This window comes from Bacillus sp. AFS040349, from assembly GCF_002577655.1.
GTDB lineage: Bacteria > Bacillota > Bacilli > Bacillales > Bacillaceae > Metabacillus.
The window spans coordinates 1-19259 of sequence record NZ_NUMC01000111.1; the positions used below are offsets into that span (position 1 = coordinate 1).

General features: G+C 32.2%; 23 protein-coding genes and 2 pseudogenes. 14 read left to right on the plus strand and 11 right to left on the minus strand.

Going from position 1 to position 19259, the window contains the following annotated elements; translation table 11 throughout:
• From COD11_RS27045 to COD11_RS20825, 8 genes and pseudogenes are all read left to right on the plus strand, one after another.
• Positions 1-1111, plus strand: a pseudogene (locus COD11_RS27045) (hypothetical protein); the annotation flags it as partial.
• A gap of 68 nt (positions 1112-1179) precedes the next feature.
• Positions 1180-1329 carry a hypothetical protein gene (locus COD11_RS27050; protein ID WP_176551173.1) on the plus strand — a complete coding sequence of 50 codons (150 nt, stop codon included), beginning with the start codon at positions 1180-1182 and terminating at the stop codon, positions 1327-1329.
• 339 nt (positions 1330-1668) lie between these two features.
• Positions 1669-2247, plus strand: coding sequence for a hypothetical protein (locus tag COD11_RS20800; RefSeq protein WP_098798810.1), 579 nt, complete (start codon positions 1669-1671; stop codon positions 2245-2247).
• 210 nt (positions 2248-2457) lie between these two features.
• Positions 2458-4140 carry a hypothetical protein gene (locus COD11_RS20805; protein WP_098798812.1) on the plus strand — a complete coding sequence of 561 codons (1683 nt, stop codon included), beginning with the start codon at positions 2458-2460 and terminating at the stop codon, positions 4138-4140.
• A gap of 28 nt (positions 4141-4168) precedes the next feature.
• Positions 4169-5326 carry an RES family NAD+ phosphorylase gene (locus COD11_RS20810; RefSeq protein WP_098798814.1) on the plus strand — a complete coding sequence of 386 codons (1158 nt, stop codon included), beginning with the start codon at positions 4169-4171 and terminating at the stop codon, positions 5324-5326.
• 97 nt (positions 5327-5423) lie between these two features.
• Positions 5424-6551, plus strand: a complete 1128-nt coding sequence (gene xerS / locus COD11_RS20815; protein WP_098798816.1) for a tyrosine recombinase XerS — start codon at positions 5424-5426, stop codon at positions 6549-6551.
• 25 nt (positions 6552-6576) lie between these two features.
• Positions 6577-7209, plus strand: coding sequence for a hypothetical protein (locus COD11_RS20820; RefSeq protein ID WP_098798817.1), 633 nt, complete (start codon positions 6577-6579; stop codon positions 7207-7209).
• Positions 7210-7242: 33 nt separating this feature from the next.
• Complete coding sequence (locus COD11_RS20825) at positions 7243-7578, plus strand: DUF3895 domain-containing protein (RefSeq protein ID WP_176551174.1); 336 nt, start codon at positions 7243-7245, stop codon at positions 7576-7578.
• Between the two features lie 93 nt (positions 7579-7671).
• Here COD11_RS20825 and COD11_RS20830 read toward each other — a convergent pair whose 3' ends face one another.
• The 5 genes from COD11_RS20830 to COD11_RS27895 form a co-directional block, all read right to left on the minus strand.
• Positions 7672-7956 carry a hypothetical protein gene (locus COD11_RS20830; RefSeq protein WP_098798821.1) on the minus strand — a complete coding sequence of 95 codons (285 nt, stop codon included), beginning with the start codon at positions 7954-7956 and terminating at the stop codon, positions 7672-7674.
• Between the two features lie 297 nt (positions 7957-8253).
• A complete protein-coding gene (locus COD11_RS20835) occupies positions 8254-8532 on the minus strand; it encodes an AbrB/MazE/SpoVT family DNA-binding domain-containing protein (protein ID WP_098798822.1) in 279 nt (92 codons plus the stop codon).
• 64 nt (positions 8533-8596) lie between these two features.
• Positions 8597-8767: a hypothetical protein gene (locus tag COD11_RS27055; protein WP_176551175.1), complete on the minus strand. Its 171-nt coding sequence runs from the start codon at positions 8765-8767 to the stop codon at positions 8597-8599.
• Between the two features lie 231 nt (positions 8768-8998).
• On the minus strand, positions 8999-9856 hold the full coding sequence (locus tag COD11_RS20845) for a methyl-accepting chemotaxis protein (RefSeq protein ID WP_098798826.1): 858 nt from the start codon (positions 9854-9856) through the stop codon (positions 8999-9001).
• Positions 9857-10132: 276 nt separating this feature from the next.
• A complete protein-coding gene (locus tag COD11_RS27895; protein WP_304362986.1) occupies positions 10133-11257 on the minus strand; it encodes a 3D domain-containing protein in 1125 nt (374 codons plus the stop codon).
• Between the two features lie 349 nt (positions 11258-11606).
• Here COD11_RS27895 and COD11_RS20855 point away from each other — a divergent pair, with 349 nt between their 5' ends.
• Both COD11_RS20855 and COD11_RS20860 read left to right on the plus strand, forming a co-directional pair.
• Positions 11607-11894 carry a YolD-like family protein gene (locus tag COD11_RS20855; RefSeq protein ID WP_176551177.1) on the plus strand — a complete coding sequence of 96 codons (288 nt, stop codon included), beginning with the start codon at positions 11607-11609 and terminating at the stop codon, positions 11892-11894.
• Positions 11895-11941: 47 nt separating this feature from the next.
• On the plus strand, positions 11942-12808 hold the full coding sequence (locus COD11_RS20860) for an ATP-dependent DNA ligase (protein WP_176551178.1): 867 nt from the start codon (positions 11942-11944) through the stop codon (positions 12806-12808).
• A gap of 44 nt (positions 12809-12852) precedes the next feature.
• On the opposite strand, the gene COD11_RS20865 is transcribed toward COD11_RS20860, so the two are convergent.
• Complete coding sequence (locus tag COD11_RS20865; RefSeq protein WP_098798834.1) at positions 12853-13209, minus strand: hypothetical protein; 357 nt, start codon at positions 13207-13209, stop codon at positions 12853-12855.
• A 166-nt stretch (positions 13210-13375) separates the two neighbouring features.
• Here COD11_RS20865 and COD11_RS20870 point away from each other — a divergent pair, with 166 nt between their 5' ends.
• Positions 13376-13576 (plus strand): hypothetical protein, encoded by a 201-nt coding sequence (locus COD11_RS20870; protein WP_098798836.1) that lies wholly within the window; start codon positions 13376-13378, stop codon positions 13574-13576.
• A gap of 110 nt (positions 13577-13686) precedes the next feature.
• On the opposite strand, the gene COD11_RS20875 is transcribed toward COD11_RS20870, so the two are convergent.
• Positions 13687-14418: a hypothetical protein gene (locus COD11_RS20875; RefSeq protein WP_098798838.1), complete on the minus strand. Its 732-nt coding sequence runs from the start codon at positions 14416-14418 to the stop codon at positions 13687-13689.
• 175 nt (positions 14419-14593) lie between these two features.
• Here COD11_RS20875 and COD11_RS20880 point away from each other — a divergent pair, with 175 nt between their 5' ends.
• The 3 genes from COD11_RS20880 to COD11_RS20890 are packed head-to-tail and all read left to right on the plus strand — an operon-like array spanning position 14594 to position 16853.
• Complete coding sequence (locus COD11_RS20880; RefSeq protein WP_098798840.1) at positions 14594-15784, plus strand: hypothetical protein; 1191 nt, start codon at positions 14594-14596, stop codon at positions 15782-15784.
• 15 nt (positions 15785-15799) lie between these two features.
• Positions 15800-16561, plus strand: a complete 762-nt coding sequence (locus COD11_RS20885) for a hypothetical protein (RefSeq protein ID WP_098798842.1) — start codon at positions 15800-15802, stop codon at positions 16559-16561.
• Complete coding sequence (locus COD11_RS20890) at positions 16551-16853, plus strand: hypothetical protein (protein ID WP_098798844.1); 303 nt, start codon at positions 16551-16553, stop codon at positions 16851-16853. The genes COD11_RS20885 and COD11_RS20890 overlap by 11 nt, the downstream gene beginning before the upstream one ends.
• A gap of 37 nt (positions 16854-16890) precedes the next feature.
• On the opposite strand, the gene COD11_RS20895 is transcribed toward COD11_RS20890, so the two are convergent.
• The 4 genes and pseudogenes from COD11_RS20895 to COD11_RS27065 form a co-directional block, all read right to left on the minus strand.
• Positions 16891-17148, minus strand: coding sequence for a hypothetical protein (locus COD11_RS20895; protein ID WP_098798846.1), 258 nt, complete (start codon positions 17146-17148; stop codon positions 16891-16893).
• A gap of 530 nt (positions 17149-17678) precedes the next feature.
• Positions 17679-18227: a hypothetical protein gene (locus COD11_RS20900; RefSeq protein ID WP_098798848.1), complete on the minus strand. Its 549-nt coding sequence runs from the start codon at positions 18225-18227 to the stop codon at positions 17679-17681.
• A 47-nt stretch (positions 18228-18274) separates the two neighbouring features.
• Positions 18275-18970 (minus strand): annotated as a pseudogene (locus COD11_RS20905) (C40 family peptidase); the annotation flags it as partial.
• On the minus strand, positions 18946-19098 hold the full coding sequence (locus tag COD11_RS27065) for a hypothetical protein (RefSeq protein ID WP_176551179.1): 153 nt from the start codon (positions 19096-19098) through the stop codon (positions 18946-18948). The gene COD11_RS27065 and the pseudogene COD11_RS20905, both read right to left, overlap by 25 nt.
• Positions 19099-19259 lie beyond the last annotated feature (161 nt).

Sequence of the window (19259 nt, forward strand, 5' to 3'; positions counted from 1 at the left end):
CATTTTCAGGACTCTACCCCTTAAGGATGTATCTCCGGATTATTTTGCAAGCATCAGCGGGATGCTTCATAACCTCTCATATATAAAAGATAAATTAATAAATCATTATATTTCCACAGAAGTGAATAGTAGCATATATAAAGTACGGGACATTCTCCATGATGATAGATTAACATGGGCAAATAAAGGGTTATTAGCTTTGATGGTATTCAATAACTTGGATAACAAAGAATTGGCTTTTTTATCTTCGCGAGACAGAAAGAATAAAGTTGATAAACTGTTTGAAGAGATTTCAACATATGAACCACTATCCGTATATGACGATATTGACTGTGATTGTAATTTTAACAATGAAATTATCAATCAGGATCAGTATGCATTACATGGTTCAATAAATTTTCTTCTTCATGATAACAAGACCTCTTATAATGCAAAGGGCATTTTGTTGTTCATGTTGCTGCACAGGTACAGATATGTTGAATATGTCGATCTTTTAGAATATGCAAATGACACATATAATTCAACTAAGCTAGGTTTAGCTGAACTTGAAAAGTTGAACTATATAAAAGAGGAAAACCTCAATGTTTATCGTATTTTAACTGAATTTTACAAAAGAACAAAAAAAGAGATGTATATCGAAAAACTAAATTTCGCTGAGATAATTAATGAAAACATGAATGTTATAGCTACTATTAAAGAAAAGGGATTTGTTTTTAACGAGAGTAAACTCAAATCGTTACTGGAGTGGTTAAAAGTACCATGTGAAGAAGGTGGATTTGATATTGATAATTACCAAAGCGAAGGAGGGGTACAATTGCTGGATAAAAATGTACTCTTAGATTATGTATTACATGACGAAACAATTAGTTTTGTTGCTAAAGGAATATTTAGTTTTTTATTGACTCATAAGGCAGGAGACGATGAAGAACCTACCAAATACGTATTAAGGCAGTATTCGTGTGAATCAACGAAGGAAATAAATGAAGCATTAGATGAGCTATTAAAAAGAAATTATATTATTTCTTCAGGAATTGGTGAGTATGAAGTTAATTTAGAAAGCATTAATAGAACCATTAATAAAATGGAGGAATTTTTAACAAGGGATTTGTAAAAGAAAATTGAGTTAAGTATATAAAGTCTAATTTATTGGCAATAATCAAGCCTATGGAGGTGATATGTATGAATCAGGATAGTCGAGCTTCAGAAGATAGCGATTGGGTGATCAAGTTCCTTAACTTACCCCACCCAGATCAAATCGATTTTCTCTTTCGCCATTCCCTGGATGAAAAAGCGAGAAGAGAAATCGAAAAGAAAACATTTGGTGAATAATACCTAATAATAAAAAGAGGGATAACTATCTCTCTTTTTATTATTGAAATATAAAAGAGATTTCATACTCTTAATTTCAAAAAAGAGATATCTTTTTTAAGAACTATTTAGTTGTTGCTACCTGTTAACATAGAAAAAACATCTTATTGACTATCATTTTTAAATTTTGGACACAATAAGATATTAGATAAATATTCCAAGATTATCTCTAACAATATAAATACTAGTAAATTCTGTTTTGAATAGTAGAGGGTTTCAAATCGCAGAAACACTCAGACACTTAATAACGTAAAGGAAGCTGGTGTTTTTACACTATTTTAAGAAGGAGGTTTGTATCCAATGTTTATTTTTGATCATATTGACAGGATTGTTAACGAAGTAATAAAAGGTAATTCTAATTGGGAAGTCGAAATGCTAGAAACTCTCTTTGACACCCATCCTCTGGGAAATGACTTTTTTGAATACTATGAAGAGCTATGCTTTCTATTAAACAATGGAATTATCACATGTGAAGTTGACTACTATAAAGAGATTGAAGATCCAGAAAAAAAGGATGAAATGTACACTATATACAGTATTTGTACGGATACAAGAGGTAGCGGAGGTACTCTAATTTGGTATGCGTGGAATTGGCTTTTAGAAAAAGGAGCATCGGATACAAAGTTTGCCCGTTATGGAGCAAATCTCCATACAGAAAGTCTTAATATTAGTATAAAGGTTGGTAGCGGTAGACCTAGAAGAATCTTAGAAGATATTTTGCCGAATGGTACAACCTATGTTCATTATCCTTACGGAACAAATAATAATGAGTGTTTTTCTTTTAAGCCAACTGAAGCTTTTTTTGAATGGAACGAAAAAAAGAAACTGAAAAGGCTAGAAGAAATGAAGAAATTAGCAACAAATTTTTTTATAGACTAAAGTATGAGGGGAATTAACCCTCAATTTCCTTTTGTAAACTACTGTTCACATAATACCAATTTAGTAAACTTTCTTGGTCGTGAGAGAGGGTATATAGGTTTCCTTTTTCATTCCCAATATTTAAACTACGTGTAAAATACCTATTTTACGTATACTTTAATTGTGATATAATTAACTAAATATACAAATAATTACTAAGGATGAAATAATATGTTTTATAAAAACCTAAACGTTTTTGGTATTATTACCTTTGAGCCTGATCATTACAAAAAAATCAATAAATTAGTAAAAGAGTCAAGAGCCTACGTTTCATATATTGATTCTAAAAAAGATACTGGTACAATTAACAGACGCTATGAAAATTACGTTGTTCTTAAACAAGCTGCCTATACTTATAATGCTCCCCAAAGAAATAAAGATCCTAATATGAATAAAATTTTTTCTACCATAATGCCTAAAAGTGTAACACAGGAGCAAATTAATACATTCTTAAAAGAACATGGAATGAATCAAGACTATGAATATGATTACTCAATTGTACATAAGGATGAAGGATCTTATGTTGCAACACATAATGTAATACCGATTGAACACAGTGTATTTAATACTGTACTAGACTTAGATGACAACTTTGAAAAAATAAATAGAAAATACCTTAATGAAGAATTTCTATTTAAAAATTATCAAAGGTTTACTTTACTACCCTTTCTGGCCAAATACAAAGATAATTATGTTAAGCCCATAGTTATAGCAAATGTATACGATATTGGAATAATAACTATTCAAATATCAATTGGGTTTAATAATGGCCATAAAGTTGAAATTCCAAATGAAGAACCTAACTCAATAATATTAGATGATTTAGAGTTTTACCGAATAAAGAAAAACTACAGTTCAAGAGACTTCTGGATAAGAGATAAGATTGGGAAAGGCACAATGTATGATATTCTCAATTATTATACAAAACAACTAAAAGCTATCTGTGAAAGTTATGAATTAAATAAGCACTCAGAAAAACAAATCGCTTGGGTATTTGGTGACTTTGCACCCAATAAAAGATCTGAACATGAAGATTTTGTTAGTCAAAATAAAAAACTTTTTATATCTCATTTAATAAATGCCCCAAAACAATTTGTAGAAAGAATGACAGATGATGATATCAGTCAGTTACTAGATGATTCACGAATTCAAAAATTAAAGAGTATGCACTTCTACTGTTCTGAGGTCATATCTTTACTTAGTTTTTCTTATTCAGCCTTCCATGAAGATGCTGTGCATAATTTGCAAGATGCTGAAAAAGACTTAAAAAGACAAGGTGTATATAATGATATGTTAATAGAAGAATATAAAGAATCCTCTCTATTCTCAATGTATGAATTCTTGAGGATTTATGAATTAACATTTATTAAAAGATTTTACGCAAAAAAATTACTTAATAAAATGTCCAATAATATGATTAAGTCATTAAAGGAATATAATTCTATTCGACACGAATTTAATTCTCTAAAGGTGAACTATGATGAACAACTTCTTTTTAAATCATACGGTAGTCCGATGATTTTATATGGAAAGTTGTTGGAAAAATCAGGGACGGATAGGCTTGTAGATAAAGTTGAAAAGCTTTTTACTAATGCACGAGAAGATGTTAATAGTTCTAGGGAATTTGCTATTAAGCAATCAGAAACTTATATCTTAATTATGACATCCCTTCTCACAATATTACTAGGATATAGAGGTATAAAATTTATAGTTGATGATATTTTAGTTAATTTACCGGGAGTAGGTACATACTTTGCTATGCATCCCCTAAGATGGACTATTTCTTTTTGGATTATTTTATTTATAAGTATGATTACCTTAAACGTACTTAGAATTAAAGCGATACGGTCATAAGATATTAATTTGTATTGGAGGTATAACTTTGGACGTAAAATATTGTAGTGAATGCAGAGAATACCACAATGTCTTTGAATTTTTAGATACATGGAATATTTATCAAATATGTGGAACCAAAAGAGGTTTTGAATCTAATATTACTAAGTGCCCAAACTGTGGTACTATCATCTCCCCTGGTACATATATAATCGTTGATATAAATATATTTTTAGAACAGTCAAGTAAAAAAATTGCTGAGTTTTTATCAGAAAATTGGATTGGGGAATGCCAACATTGTAACGATGACATTATTCCCTATACCCAAAGACATGGAGATCCTTTTAGCTTAGAAACAGTATTTGATTTGGTAGAAGGCAATGATTTTCCTTCTGATATTAAGGAAATTGTATATAAAAATATGTTTTGTTCAAATTGCCATAGTGAATTAGAGGACGACCAGCCCTATGTTACATCAGAAGATGTAGACAGTTGGTATCGAGATAACATAGATATAATTGTTAATACATTTGATATTACTAAAAATGATGGTCATAATTTTATAAAATATCTTCTGGAATTCCCAATGCTAGGACTTACTCACCCAGTTGGTAAGAAAATATTTGCACTAATTAAGAACGGTGAGATTCCTGGAATTATAAAACTAGAAGCCGGACAAAGATTGTTGCGTGGTAGAAAAAGAAAAAATCTTGAAAGAATTGCTCCTTATATCCCAGAGGAGTTATGGAATCCTCCTGCAGGTATACCCGGACAAGGTCGTTTTAATCCACCCGGGATATCATCATTATACCTTGCATGTGATATGGAAGTAATAATTAAAGAGTTGCACCTCGTTGAGGAAGATGAATCTATTGATGTAGCTGAATTTTTAACACTTAAAGAATTATTATTATGGGATACAAGGGAATTAGATATCAATATTTTTAGTTCAATTCCCTCAATGAATAGTAACTTTATTCTAAAATCAGAGTACGTTTTTCCTAACTTTATTTCTCAATGTCTTATGGCAAATAATTTTAAAGGGATAATATATAACTCTACATGTAGCAACGGTTTCAATTACTGTCTGTTCAATTTTAAAAAAGACAGGGATATTATAATTACAAAGGTTCTCCCTTTTAGTAGCTTTAAAAATAACCTTAATATTCCTAGTAATACAGCTAGTGACCCAACTCTCATTTTCTAGGAATATAAAATAAAATTAACAAAGGTAAACTTCGTTTAAAAATTGAATTTTACACGAAATTCGACATAATTCGACAATGTAGAAAGGTTGTGCTTTATTGGCTAATACTAGACAACACCAAAAACACAAAGAAAAATATAAAGCATTATATTCTCAAATGCCGGAATATGTTAAGGATTATGTTTTTGCTATGGAGGATAACAAACGATCTCCCTCTACCCTATTAAATTATTTATCAGATTATCGGCACTTTTTTAATTGGTTAATAGAAGAAGAAATTTCAAAAGCTAAAAACATTAAAGACATTCAGCATGAAGTTTTAGCTACCCTTCCCTTAGATTCTGCAAAAGCATACTTTAGAAAAGTCGAAGAAGAAGAATATAATGTATCCAAGCATGAAAAGAAAACTCGTTCAAAAGCTATCATTAACAGAAAAAAATCAGCTTTAAGATCCCTGTTTAAATACCTTACTACTCAATATGAAGGTAAAGATGGAGAACCTTTATTTCACCGTAATGTAATGCAAAAAATACCTGTCATAAAAGAAAAAGAATCATTAAATGCACGAAGTAATAAGATGGCCAATACCATCTTTCAAGATGATACAGATATTGATTTTCTGTATTATGTTAAAAATGAGTATGAGAAAGAACTCTCTGAACGTCAATTGTCATATTTTTTGAGAGATAAAGAAAGAGATTACGCTATTCTCTCCCTTCTTCTTGGCAGCGGTATTCGTGTAAATGAGATTGCTGAACTTAGAATTAGAGACCTTAATTTTGAAAAAAACACGATATCTGTTATAAGGAAAGGTGATAAGAAAGATATTGTGACTGTTTTTGCAGAAGTCATGGAGGACATAGAGGCATACTTACAAATAAGAAATGAGCGATATAAAGGTACTAACGCAGAGCATGAATACTTATTTCTTTCCAAATATAATAAAGCCTTCTCCCCTGCTACTGTAAGGACAATTCAGGATTTAGTAAGAAAATATACTAAAGCTTTTAATAAAGGGAAACGCAGCATGTCCCCCCATAAATTACGACATACCTATGCGACGAATTTGATGGATGAAACTAAAGACCTCTCCCTTGTTATGGAGCAACTTGGACATACATCTGAAACTACAGCCTTATTATATGTTCACACTAGTCAAGAAAAGGCTCGTAAAGCTGCTGAGGCATTATCGGAACGAAGGAAAAGATTAAAAGACTCAGACTGAAATTCAACCAAAGGAGGATATTTCAATGCCTAAATACTACGATGCTTTTGAGGTTAAATACTTCAGAGAAAAGAAAGAAAATGAGTGGTTTTGGTCAAATTTATTGAGTCCAGATTACAAAGGTTCGGTTAAGACGAAAGATGAGTTTGATAAGCAGTTACAGGAAGGAAATCGTAATGTGGTTAGGGAAGAAAAACAAGATATTATTCCTACATACATGTATCATCATGATCTTAAGTACTCTTCCCTTCTACTCAAATTTAAAGAAAATAAATTTGAGGTTTATATAGTATCTATACTTGCTGTCTTTCTCTTGTTCAATATCTTTATGATCATTAAAGCTATAAACACAGGGACAATTGAAAATACATCGACCAGGCAATTATCTGCTATTGATATAGCAACTGGTGTTATTATGACTATGGGCTTAGTTTTCGGTGGTATTAATATTGCTATAAAGGGATTTACTCCAATTAAGCTTGTTACAATGCTAACTGCTTTTGTTGGCAGCGTTATTATTTTTTATCGAGCAGAAATAGCAAATACAATATATCCATATGTTAAGGAATATCCATATTTACTGTTTATATGTGCATTGTCTTTATTTTGTGTGTTGTATTTAAACATCTATTCTAAGAAATCGTATAAAAGTAAATAATATTATGATCAGATAAACAAAGGTGGAATACATTTGGAAACTAAATCAGCTCATAATTACATAAATGAATACTTAGAGATAAACCCTGGAGTTTCTGCAACTGAACTCTGCCAGCACCTTATAACAAATCATGGTTTTTCTAAGGATGCCTATTCAACCGGTAGACCAAAGTTATATGTTGATGTTGTAAAATACTTAGAAAAGTTACATAGGAACGGTTATTTAGAAGCTATTATAAGAGATCAGGAAGATTGCAAGTATGAAGTTTTATCTGCTGTTATTCCTGAAGAGAAAAAAGAGTATGTTGAAACAGAGAAAGAACATGATGAATTTGACAAACAAAAGGATCTACAAATGACTTTGTTTTAATAATAAAAACCACTTCGCATACAAAGTATGAAGTGGTTTTTTTATTATTAAACTTTTTTATTTAGCTTTTAACACATGTGTGTTAAGGTAATTTTATCCTTGCTGTGATCTTTCAATATCAAAAAGCTTCTCCCTCATTAACATTGGAGATTTAAAAATATGGTGTTGCGGGAACTTATTAGATAAAATCTTACTAGCTTCTTCAATATCTACTACCCTCACTCGCTTTCCTTTGGGTGCTTCAAACCGCAAGCTTTTACAATTGTCAACCAAATTTTCAGCAACTTTTACATATTCTTCTCCTACACAAACTTTTATTAGAGCCTTTACTTCAGGTGTGGTAATTGATGCTACCTTATTATTTTTAAAAGTCAACATATTAATTCCTCCATTCTGTAGCTACTTCTTCTTCATATTAGTCTGCGCCATACCTCTTGTAAACCCTTGTCACACAAGGGAAAATTGAACTCTTAATCGATGATTTAGTGAGGATTTACTGAGTTGATATAAAAAGGTAGGAGTTTGTTTTAACATGGGTTGAGGAGGAAATCAATGTTACAAAATTGTTACAACATTACATAAATATTAAGTTTATTAAAGCGTATACACGAAAGAAGCCAAACAAATTTTTGCTTGGCTTAATATCACTTCACTATGAGATTATAAATTGTTAAGTTAGGATTTTACATAAAATTCCAACTCTTTCAATAAAGATCCAGCAGCTTCGGGACTTATATTTATTTTCCCATTTAGTAATGATAGATTTTGATTTGATATTTTCCCTGTAAGTAAACATTCCTTCTCGGGTTGATATGCTCTTAAAACAATCTTATCGTCATCAACATAAATAGCCAGCGGATCACCTTCTTCTATTTGCATGCCTCTTCTAACTTCTTTAGGAATAACGATTCTCCCTAATTGATCTGTTTTTCTAACAATTCCTGTTGATCTCATTAATATCTTCTCCTTTATTTAGAATTAACTATTAACCGTAACATAAGAAATGATAGTAGAATGCTTAATCGCCTCCACCGCCGCCTCCATCTCCCCCACCTGAGTCTCCACCACCATCATAGCCAGAATCAGATGAAGACCAAAACCAAGAACCACTTCCGTTATCTGAACTTGCTTTTGCCCTGTTATTTATTCGTCGCTTACGAATTTCCTCTTGCCTTTGTTCAGGAGTCATTGTTTGAAATCTAATAAACCTAAATATTCTTCTTATTATAAAAAAGATAATGCGTATAATATTGAATCCTATATAACTTATAAAGACTACGCCTAAGACCATCCCTATTATGTATCCTATTGTTTCCACTATTTATCATCTCCCACAAGACAAACAAGATTTTACATAATATCCATTATTTATATGGTATCTTACAAGTTATACAATTTCTAGGTTTATATTTTCCTATATTTAAAGCTTTGAAGCATATGAATTCAATTCTTTACTCATTTTTTCAATATCATCAATATATTTTGAAATATCTTCAGTTGAAATAGCTTGTTCTTTCCCCACCGCTACAACCTTTTCAATAGAAGAAGCCATTTCCTGCATAGATTTCTGAATATCCTTTAAAGTTTCTCTTATCTTTTCAGCTGAGGAACTCGTCTCATTCGATAACTTACGTATTTCTTTTGCAACTACATCAAAACCTTTCCCCATTTCCCCAGCACGAGCTGCTTCAATTGATGCGTTCAGTCCTAATAAGTTACATTGATCCGCTATTTTCTTGATAAATGTGATTACTCCATCAGTTTTTTTCATTTCTTCTGTAGCATGTACGGATTGATCAAGTAAGCCTTGGCTTATACTCGATAGACCTTCTGCTCCCTTTTCAACATCGTTAACTCTCTTATTAGTAGATTCAATGGATAATACAATTTGATCAGAAATTTTTCGTAATTCTTGTTCATTCTGTTCCTGTAATTGAATTGCAATTGCTCCTATTACTTCCCCTCGATGAACGATAGGATGTGCCAGTCCAGTAAAAGAAATGCCAAAGAACTTTTCTGGTACTTCCTCTTTAATAAATTTGTTATTATTAATACAATCGGCTAATGGTTCACGAGGATTAATTCTGGTTCCTTTTCTCACACCCAAATCTATTTTGCGACTTGGGAAGTATTCAAGCCATTCTTTAGTATTGGCAATTCCAATAGCTATGTCCGGCAGCATGTTAGAAACAATCTTTAATGAGGTAATATAAGAATGTAAAACCTCTATATCTTCCAATTGTTTATTCTTCTCTTCGTAATTTGTTGTATTTATCATTCGTATCTCTCCTATTATTTCGGCTATATTATCGTTCATAGATAAAATCAATTGCTTATATGAGAAGGTTTTTTACTACTAAAATATTGACCATCCATAACGGAATACTGATTGACTTAGCAACGATAAGTCCTTTAAAAAAAGTTACCTTCATGTTCCATCTATTTTCACCCTTATCCATTAAATTTTAATAATCTTTTATTTTTTTATTAATGATGTTATATTTGATTTAAAACATATGAATATTCTATTTACTTTACTTCTAATCTATAAAACTTACTTAAGGACAATAATCCTTACCGCTTTTTTTCTACCCCATTGTATCGCCTCAGCCTTGCTATGCATAAGTACGTCGATGATATGGCCTTTTATGGCACCTCCGGTATCACCAGCGACGGCTAACCCATAACCATCTACCCAAACTTTCGCTCCTAGTGGGATAACATTAGGATCAACCGCTATTAATTTAAGTGTTGGATCAGTTTTGATGTTATAACCTAACTTGGTTATAAAATTGTTATGATACGTTTCTTCCCAGGAATAAGCGGTAGATTCCACGTACATCTCAATGCCCTTAACTGTCCCGTCATTAGGAATCCTAAATTCTTCTTCTCTTTGGTATTGAGCGATAGTTTGAGCCCTTAATTTAGCTTCTTCCTGCTCACGCTTTATTTGCTCCTGTACCTCAACTATTCTTTCCTTAATTTGCACTTTTTCTTCTTCAGCGATTGTTATTTCGTTTTCCAGTGTCGCAAAGTGAGATTGCATTTGAATTATCATTTCTTGCTTTTTATTTAATTGAACGTTCAGTTCACCTTGCTTCGTAACAAGTTCTTCATGATATACCTTTAAGTCTGTTTCTTGCTCAGTGATAATTTCCTTTTCTCTTTCTATTTGTTCAAGGTCCTCCTGTTGTGATTTCAGGATTTCATTATCTGCATTTAAAAGTATGCTAACAGCTGTCAGACGATGAACTAGGTCACTTATTCCCTCAGAATTTATGATAGTATCTACTACTACATTGAATTGATCGCTTTCCTGTAAGGCAATGAAACGTTCTTTTAAGAGATCTTGTCTTATGCCAGTTTTTCTCTGTAATTCAATAATCTCTCTCATTTTTTGTTCAATAACGTCTCTTATTTCATTTATTCTATTTGTTATTCGTTGTATATCTTCACTGTTCACCTTAATATCGGTTTCCAAAGCCTGTAGATCATCTAATAGTAACGACGTATTCTCTTTCACTTCTTCTTTCTTCGCTTCTTTATCTTTAATGGCTTGCTCTGTCTCAATCAATTGCTGCTCCAACCCTTGAGTAGAAGTTTCTGCACGTACTGTTATGGTATGGGCTGTTATTAATATTGGTAATAGACTAAGAGCAACGATAGACCTGGTATTCATAACCATATCTCCTTTTCGTTTCAATATGTTGAGAAAACAAAAAAAGATGCACCCTAAAAAGCGGTATAAAACCACGATTTTAGGGTGCATCCCTTTTGATATGTATACTTTTGACTAGGATATCTTTTTAGAAGAATAAAATATTGTATTTAAATAGTACCAATTCACCTCAAAAAATTCAAGAATATAACTATTTTAACTTAAAGATGTTCTTTGCATACAAAACATGACTTGATACCAGAACGTAAGTTCGTTATAATTTCTATATAAATCCGGAAATATGGTGATATAAATGATAAAAGACCTAAAAGACAGGCAGATAAAGAAGTTTATATGGGCACCTTTCTTCATGTCTGAACACAAGGAATTATTAAAAAAAGTGGATATTGATCTACAAAAAGTAGAGAAACCACTATTAGATGAATATAAAATAGCCGATATAAACGATGTTATTGTAGTGAGTATTCAAGACCAAGTAGAGATCAAAATAGAAATATGGAAAGATGGATTTATAGAAACTGTGGCACCAGTTGTTGTGACTAAGATAGATCCTATCCTAAGAAAAATGTATATCAAGCATCAGAATTACGCATATTTCATATTCTTTGATTCATTAGTAGATGCAACAATATTATAAGAGTGTATTATGGCTAAATTAGGCTCATACTAGCGTTAAAGGAGTTGGTGGTATGTTTATATCTCCCACAATTACTTGAACGTATAGATGAGCCTTTTGATTCCAATGAGTGGATATGGGAATTGAAGCTAGATGGTCATAGGGCGATTTACAGCCAAATAGACCAGAAAAGTACGATTTACACACGAAACGGTAACCCTGTAACCGCTAGATACCCAGAACTTGTTCCGCTTCCTACAACAAAGGATATTTGTTTAGATGGTGAAATCATTGTTATGGATAATGGAGTACCTAATTTCGAGAAACTTATGGAGAGGTTCTCTTGTAAGAACGAGCTGAAAATATCGTATTTAATGAAAGAGATACCAGCTACTTTTGTTGTTTTTGACATTCTTATGCTTAACGGTGATTCATTAGTAAATCTCCCTTTAATAAAAAGGAAAGAAATACTTCAAAATGAGTTATCTGATACTGAACATATTGTGAAAATACAATTTGTGGAGGGACAAGGTGAAGCGTTATTTCAAGCCATAAAAGAGCAAGGTTTGGAAGGAGCCATAGGTAAGAGGAAAAATAGTATTTATCATGTAGATAAAAGGACAAGCGATTGGCTCAAAGTTTTGAATTATACATACCGGGATGACATTTGGATCACAGGATATCGTAGAGGAGAATTTGGGTTATTAGCATCCATTAAAGATGAAGGACGAATGAGGCCTGCTGGTGTCATTGAGCATGGAAGTATTGATTTAAGGAGACAATTTTACAACCTTGCCAGGAATTATGCAAAAAAGGAAACTGATGAATTTATCTATATTCAGCCATTTGTTAGAGTAAAGGTAAAATTTCTTCATTGGACTTCCAGTGGTTTCATGAGAATTCCTGTCCTTTTAGGAATAATAACGGAGAAATAATGCGGAAGAAAAAGATCCAACTTCAAAGGAAATTGGATCTTCTTTTATGCCTGAATTTCTGTAGTAAGAATATGGCTATCACTGTTAATACTCTCAATTGATACACTACTAATACATGGAAGGTTATTGAACAGCAATTGAATATCTTTTGATGTTTCATTGGTTACAAATATGACTGATATAACATCATCTTCATTGAATATCTCCATCTTAATATCATCAACTAGCGGCATCGTGTGTACAATTTCGCCTATTGATTCCAACATGGTAAAAATTAAAAGTACACTTACTTTTTTGGTTGTGGATTCTTTATCTATATGCAAATTTATTTGATATGAAGAAGACCCTTGACTGATTGCATTTATTATAATGTTCTTGTGTGAGTGATTAAGTTCTATCATACTGGTTATTGATTCCTTTGTTATTGTGTAAATAATAACACTTCCCTGCAAGTTTCATATTTATTTCCACTAGTGATAGTGATTTCGTAGTGGGTATATAGTAATGTTACTAGAAATTCTCTATTGATTCAATCATTTGCTTAATATATACAAAGGAGTGGTGAAAATGAATAAAAAGGAAACCGATAATAAAGTGAATGTAAATGGATTGGATGATATGGATAAGGCAATCCCAAGTGGAAAGTATATTCTTCCTAGTGGAAAACCACCTAATATAAAGTTGCGTGATATGTACAAATACTGTGCAGAGATAGGAAAAGAACCAAGTGAATTAACGAATGAGGAAATGCAACGGTTTTTTTATTAATTAAGCATTATTTAAGGCGCATATCCATTAATAAAATGACTTGATAACTTTATGTATTATAAACATAAAACGGTATACGAGCCTTTAAAATGCCTTGTAGAGTGTGCTTTTCAATTCACAAATGCGAGTCTATTCCTAAGGTAATTCTCAAATACCTTCCAATCCGATATATCTTCTTTTTTCATGGAACACAAGTAATCAATTGCATCATCTATTGAAGTGAAATCATTTGGATGTTTATTTGGATCCTTTAACAAAATAAAAAAAGGGTAGTCTGTACGATCATCACATTCTTTGTTATTGTCATCACAGGACTTGCACCCCTTGATAACTTCTTTAATTTTTTTAGCCCCATTCTTTTGACAAAAAATAACTGTCCCATATTCAATATGATCTGGGACGTTGATAGAGACCTTTTCTCCCTTTTCCCTTGTTTTCTCATTGTAAGGCTTATATGCTGTTTCATGTTGGTGTATTTTTAACTTATTCAATCGGTTTTCTCTTGCATTTTCCCAACCCTGTTTTTCATACCCTAGATCGATTTTTAATTCTAGAATCATTTGAATAGTGTTGTCCTTCATGATCAAAATGTCAGGCGTAATACGGTTGTTTTGACCTGGGAAAATAATAGGATAATCTACTAATATACGATATTCTTCGCTTAATTGTGTGCTTAATAGCAATGCTAATTGATTTTCATATACACTTGAGTTCGAGACGATTGTTCCCCTTACAACCCGTTGAGGATTATCTAGAACAAGAATCTTTTCATATTTCCTATCCACATATGCTTTAAACACCTCTATAAATACATTCTTCATAGTTTCTTCAAAGGTTACCAAATGAGACTCTCCTATTCTTTATTCATAGTCTATTAATCCTTCTCCTTTATAGAACAATATTCCTTTTCGATATCGAGTTTATTGGTAAAAATAACTAAAACCATTGACTATATCTAATAAAAAATATATAATTAGTGTAATAAGTGGTATATTTGTTACAAGGAAGGTGAACATAATGAATACTGTATTACATTTAGCGGATTCAGCTTTACAATATTATAGAGGTAAACAAACAGGTTTATGGGGATTGGTAGGAATCGCACTTGCTCTTGTAGTATTTCGATTTTGGGATAGTATTGCTCCTATTTTTGAATTTTTAGGGATTGTATCTCTCATGGATAAGTTGGGGCTTATACACGAAAGCTCTGGTGTTTTGACAGCGTACAGAATTTTTTGGGCGTTTATTGCGTTTTACTTTTTACTTGTTATTGTGGGACTTATCCTTTTAGGTATTGTTTCCTTATTAGCGATTATTTCACAGAATCAAGTAGGTAAGGTATTATTTAAAATTGCCGTATATTTGATGTTATTCCCTATCTTTACCATAGCTAGCTTAAATAGTCTCTATTTATACTCAAAGGATAAAAAAGAACAAAAAAGAGATCCAGAACTATACGCTGAACGGCAACGTTTAGCTAAAAATCATGAAGTTATTGAAATAATTAGACTTTCAGGTGTTGAGGAAGAACGTAAAAGAAAACAAGACGAACGTGATATTGATGATTGGGAATTAACATTTGACAAAAAAGGTTTCCCTATCTTTACTCCCCCTGAAGTTGATGTTGAAGATAACGAAATCTCGTTTGAGGATGCTTTTAATCGATTAAACCGCTTGCCAACTAAAAAAGACTATTTCTTTCTTATTGGAGTTACTCATGAAAGAGACATCTACATGCTATTCCCAAGACCATTTAAAGCTAATGGTGTGGGGCATGAAGGAAAGGTATTTTGTGAGAAGTTAGATATAAAAAAATTTGATGAAAGATTTGATAAGCCAGTAAGTATTTTTAACGTTCCTAAAGAAATGATAGTAAAAAATGCAGATAGAACGAATACAAGAAACCTTAACGAACTATATTGCAAGGACTGGAGCGAGTTCGAATTACTTTTTGATCCAAATAGAAGTAAGGATTTATTAAAGAAATTTGAAAGTTATACAACTAACTCTATTTATGGGATTTATGTTGATTATATCTTAGATGAATATTTCAACCGCAAGAATTTCATAATTGAAGAATTAAAAAAGGAAATGAATAAAGAACGCTTTGATTCTTTACTAGCTGAAGTTCAAACTTATGATGCAGGAAATGAAGATGTTGTTAAAATAATCTGGGAAGAAGAAAAGCTGCAATGGAAACCTTTTTAAAGGATGGTTGATTAATTGTCAATGGAATATAACAAAGAAAGTTTACTAAAAGTGTTAGAAAAACATGCTAACCATTTAACAACCGCTAGAGGGTGGACTGATTATGTAAAAGAACAAGATCAAATCCTACCCTCTTCAGGAACTTTAATCAATCATTTTGGTTCATGGAATGATGTTAAAGAGGCTTTAAATATTAAAGGTGGTTTTTATAAGGAAAGAGTGTATGATAAAGAAACTTTATTAACAATAGCGGGGGAACATGCTGAATATTTCACCACTAAATCAAAGTGGAATAAGTATGCCAAAGAAGAGGGATTACCTTCAACCTCTACCTATATAAAAATGTTTGAATCTTGGAATAAGGTTAAAGAAGAATTAGAATTAAAGCCGACTGATGAACAAGCTGGATCACAAGGATATACTAAAGAAGAGATTGAACAGGTACTACAGGTACATGGGAAAAATATAGTTACCAGAAAACAATGGGATGAATATGCTCACGAGCATGAGCTCCCGACTTATAAGACGTTAAAAAAACATTTTACTTGGGAAGAAATACTTTCTTACTCAAACGTCAAAAAGAAGAAAACAAGACAAGAGTTACTAGATATAGCAAAGAAACACTATGAAGTTTTTGCTAGTGCGAGTATGAATATATGGAATGAGTATGCTATTAAGCATTCGCTACCATCTGCACACTTTTATTTCAAAGAGTTTGGTTCATGGAAAAAAGCAAAAGTTGCTGTTATAAAAGCGAGGGACAATTATGCCAATTAAGAATACAAATAATGATAATGATAATTTCCATTTTTTAAAAGAAATGCACAACGTAGAACTAAAAAATAAAGCTCACATGTATTTTCAACGTACAATGATGTATGCCTGTGTAACATTTTGCTTACTATTAACGATAAACGCATTTATTAAATTCTTTAAATATCGTGAAATAAGCGCCTATGTATTAGCTGTACCTTCACTTCTTACACTATTTGGTATATTCCTTGTATGGATTTATAATAAATTGAGAGCACAGGCTGAGAAGGAAATTGAAAATAGAAACCTAAATTAAGTAAAAAGCATAACAGTAGGTGTTATGCTTTTTTAATTTAGTTTGTAGACTGAATTCGTTTAATAACATCTAATTGAACTTGATTCGGTGTAAATTCCTCTAATAAATCAATAGATGTTTGAGTTTTAATACCCTGTCCAGAAGTATGTCTTAATTCCCCAACAAGTGCTTTTTCGGGTAATGTTCTGATTGTATATATGTCCCATCGTGTAGAGATAGACTTAGGGATTTTTAAATGGATTTTCAGACCAACTTCTTGTAATAGTTCAGATACTTTATCGATATGTAGGCTCATATTCTACCACCTCCCACCTACCATTATTTGTTATAATATTCTTAAAATCAAATCTATAAAGCACTATTTTAAAAAAGAGTATTATCGACAATCTTAGGTACAAAAGTATTGCTAATATGCGGAATTTGAAGGGGTTTGAACCTTATAGGGATAAGGAATCAGATTTTCACTGTTAGGGTTACTTAGTCAAAAAAATAGAAAAGCACCACTGTGTAATAACAGTGATGCTTTCTAGGTTGTATCTAACGAAATGAATGGCTATTGGTTAAATTATTTATATCATGAAAATAATTTAACCTCAATAGATAACATCAAAAACAAGTCGGGAATTAATCTTTTTTATAATCTGCATTATGAGACATATTAACACGAGATCCTATCCCCCTTCCTCCATTTCTGATTATTATTTTATTCTCGTCTTCTTTTCTAGTATCAATCATGTTCATAAAACTCATTCCTTTGCCTATTGTTCCCTATAATATATACGTTACTATTATCTACTGTTTTCATAAAATCTACTCCTATAATATTTATTTAACTTTGCTTTCAATTTCTTCAATGATATCCCAAACAGAACTTGTAATATAATAGGTTGGGTTATCTTTTGTATTATATAAATCAATCGTCAACGGAACAGTCTTTTCATCGCTATAAATGAGCTTTACTTTAACCGTAAGATCTCCACTAAATGATAAGTTTGGTTCCGCATATTCAACATCCTCTAACAAACCGTTTCTATTAATTTTCTTTATAAGGTAAAGTTCAGCATCTTCCCCAATAATTTCATTATCCGCATGATCTTGTACCTTAACTAAATCTTTAAAAAACTGTTCAGCATCAAAATTCTGACTAAATAATAAGGGTTTTTCGTAATACACCGTACTAAACGTATATCGGACAACATCTAAAGGTGTATTAATTTCGATTGGTTGAAAACCTTCAGACTCTTCTACCATGGCTTTTCCCTCTGTTTTAATGTCAATGCTCTCTTTCATAGGTTGATAGTATTTAAGGGAAAATAAGCCTCCTATAACAAGACAAACAACTACTATTATGGTTATTTTCATTCTTAATGACATAACTATCCCTCCTTAAAAAAAGGGAAAGTATCTCACTTCCCCTTCAATTAATTTATTATTCTTTTAACACGACCATTAAATGTTTTTTTCCAATAACCTGTTGTCATATCAGCAATTGCAACACCGGTACTTGATTGTGCTCCAATAAATTTTCCATCGCCCACATAAATTCCAACATGGCCATCTATCTTATAGGTATCGAAAAATACAATGTCTCCTGGTTTCATTTCACTTACAGAAACCGCCGTTCCTTTATGTTTAAGGGTTTCGGTACTTGTTCCTGTTAACGGACCTAAATTCACCCCCACTTGATTAAAAGCCCAGTGTACGAAACTAGAGCAGTCAAAACGTCCTCTTGCTATGTCTGATTGATTTCTTCCTCCACCAAAGACATAAACAGAGTTTCCGATCCATTTGTTACCTACTTCTACTACAGGTACATTACTTCCATCACCATATACCGCTTCACTTTTGATCGCTTCTGCAGTTGCCATTACTTTATCGACATACCAACCTTTATGATTGTAATTGTATATAGCCCCACGTGGATTACTAGCAAAACCACTTGCGGATAAATAATTTGCTGCACTAAAAACTGCGTCGGTTACATTAAAGGGATCTGCCTTACCGTCCGAGTCTCCGTCTACACCATATCCGTTTCCAGATTTAATGACTGAGAGGCTCGTAATATCTAATGATATACTGACTCGTCCGTCACCTACATCGTACTTCCATCCAACCCAATGGTGATAGGTAAGTCTTTGATGTTATCTCCAACTTTTCCCCCACCCCAAACCGAGCAAGCGACTTTCACCGCACTCGGCTTTCCATCGAGTAAATTCCCGACTAAATCCCTTCGCTCCACAAGCATTACCTTGTTTCATCACTACTACGGATTCTCTGCCACTTTCTAAAGATCACTGAACACTCTTATTCTCCATTCAGAAAGCTTCCCACGTTCCAATTCTTTTATCCCTTCATTTGTATCCCTTAGATGCTCACTTTACGTTGTGCCTACTTACTATTCGAGAC

Bases quoted from the DNA above. Each gene is read 5' to 3' on its own strand.
- COD11_RS27050 (WP_176551173.1), top strand. From the start codon at position 1,180: ATGAATCAGGATAGTCGAGCTTCAGAAGATAGCGATTGGGTGATCAAG.
- COD11_RS20800 (WP_098798810.1), top strand. From the start codon at position 1,669: ATGTTTATTTTTGATCATATTGACAGGATTGTTAACGAAGTAATAAAA.
- COD11_RS20805 (WP_098798812.1), top strand. From the start codon at position 2,458: ATGTTTTATAAAAACCTAAACGTTTTTGGTATTATTACCTTTGAGCCT.
- COD11_RS20820 (WP_098798817.1), top strand. From the start codon at position 6,577: ATGCCTAAATACTACGATGCTTTTGAGGTTAAATACTTCAGAGAAAAG.
- COD11_RS20830 (WP_098798821.1), bottom strand. From the start codon at position 7,956: ATGTTGACTTTTAAAAATAATAAGGTAGCATCAATTACCACACCTGAA.
- COD11_RS20835 (WP_098798822.1), bottom strand. From the start codon at position 8,532: ATGAGATCAACAGGAATTGTTAGAAAAACAGATCAATTAGGGAGAATC.
- COD11_RS27055 (WP_176551175.1), bottom strand. From the start codon at position 8,767: ATGACTCCTGAACAAAGGCAAGAGGAAATTCGTAAGCGACGAATAAAT.
- COD11_RS20845 (WP_098798826.1), bottom strand. From the start codon at position 9,856: ATGATAAATACAACAAATTACGAAGAGAAGAATAAACAATTGGAAGAT.
- COD11_RS27895 (WP_304362986.1), bottom strand. From the start codon at position 11,257: ATGAATACCAGGTCTATCGTTGCTCTTAGTCTATTACCAATATTAATA.
- COD11_RS20855 (WP_176551177.1), top strand. From the start codon at position 11,607: ATGTCTGAACACAAGGAATTATTAAAAAAAGTGGATATTGATCTACAA.
- COD11_RS20865 (WP_098798834.1), bottom strand. From the start codon at position 13,209: ATGATAGAACTTAATCACTCACACAAGAACATTATAATAAATGCAATC.
- COD11_RS20870 (WP_098798836.1), top strand. From the start codon at position 13,376: ATGAATAAAAAGGAAACCGATAATAAAGTGAATGTAAATGGATTGGAT.
- COD11_RS20880 (WP_098798840.1), top strand. From the start codon at position 14,594: ATGAATACTGTATTACATTTAGCGGATTCAGCTTTACAATATTATAGA.
- COD11_RS20890 (WP_098798844.1), top strand. From the start codon at position 16,551: ATGCCAATTAAGAATACAAATAATGATAATGATAATTTCCATTTTTTA.
- COD11_RS20895 (WP_098798846.1), bottom strand. From the start codon at position 17,148: ATGAGCCTACATATCGATAAAGTATCTGAACTATTACAAGAAGTTGGT.
- COD11_RS20900 (WP_098798848.1), bottom strand. From the start codon at position 18,227: ATGTCATTAAGAATGAAAATAACCATAATAGTAGTTGTTTGTCTTGTT.
- COD11_RS27065 (WP_176551179.1), bottom strand. From the start codon at position 19,098: ATGCTTGTGGAGCGAAGGGATTTAGTCGGGAATTTACTCGATGGAAAG.